This window comes from Streptomyces sp. URMC 123, from assembly GCF_051386515.1.
In the GTDB taxonomy this organism is placed as follows: Bacteria; Actinomycetota; Actinomycetes; order Streptomycetales; family Streptomycetaceae; genus Streptomyces.
In genome coordinates this window covers 1-615 of record NZ_JBPQTV010000683.1, presented here as the reverse complement: position 1 = coordinate 615, position 615 = coordinate 1, and the positions used below count along the sequence as shown (strand labels likewise).

The 615-nt window shown below is 77.2% G+C and carries 1 protein-coding gene; it reads right to left on the bottom strand.

The annotated features are described in order from the left end of the window. Positions 1–218: 218 nt before the first annotated feature. Positions 219–615, bottom strand: a 397-nt coding sequence (locus tag ACSNOD_RS31620; RefSeq protein ID WP_436770507.1) for a DUF1684 domain-containing protein, incomplete at its 5' end; no start/stop codon positions are given.

The window sequence follows — 615 nt, the reverse complement described above, 5'->3', positions numbered from 1 at the left end:
TGACAAGCGCTGAGGGGGAGAGTATTCGGCCACTTTCGGGGGCACCGCAAGGGTGTGTTTCGGCCGTGATCGCCCGCTCCAGCGGGCCGCGAGGGGCACGAGGGCCCGGAAGCCCGTGGGCCGGAGCGCGCCGCGGAGCCTTCGGGCCCGGGCCGCGCGGGGGTCCGGCCGCGCCGGGTGCGGCCCGCGTCGGGCCCGGGCCCGGCGGCCGGGGCGGGTCAGCGCCGGGCGACGCTCCGCTCCCCCGCCTCCACCGCCAGGGGCAGCGTGTTGCCCGGCGGCGGGAAGGGGCAGATGAAGTGCTCGGCGAAGGCGCACGGCGGCAGCAGCGCGCGGTTGAAGTCGAGCGCGACGGAGCCGTCGGGCGCGGGCACCTCGGTCCGCAGGAAGCGGAACCGATAGCTCGTCACCCCGCTGGTGGCGTCGGCGAAGACGATCCACAGCGCGCCGTCGCCCTCGACGGCGACCTTGAGGGTGTGCTCCTCGCCGCCCGCGGCGAAGGTCAGCTCTCCGCCGAGCCCGAGCCCCCGCTCCCGCCCGTCGGCGTTCGGCACCCACACCGTGCGGCGCTCCCCGTATGGCCGAAACCGCGCGGGCACGACCCAGCGCTCGTCC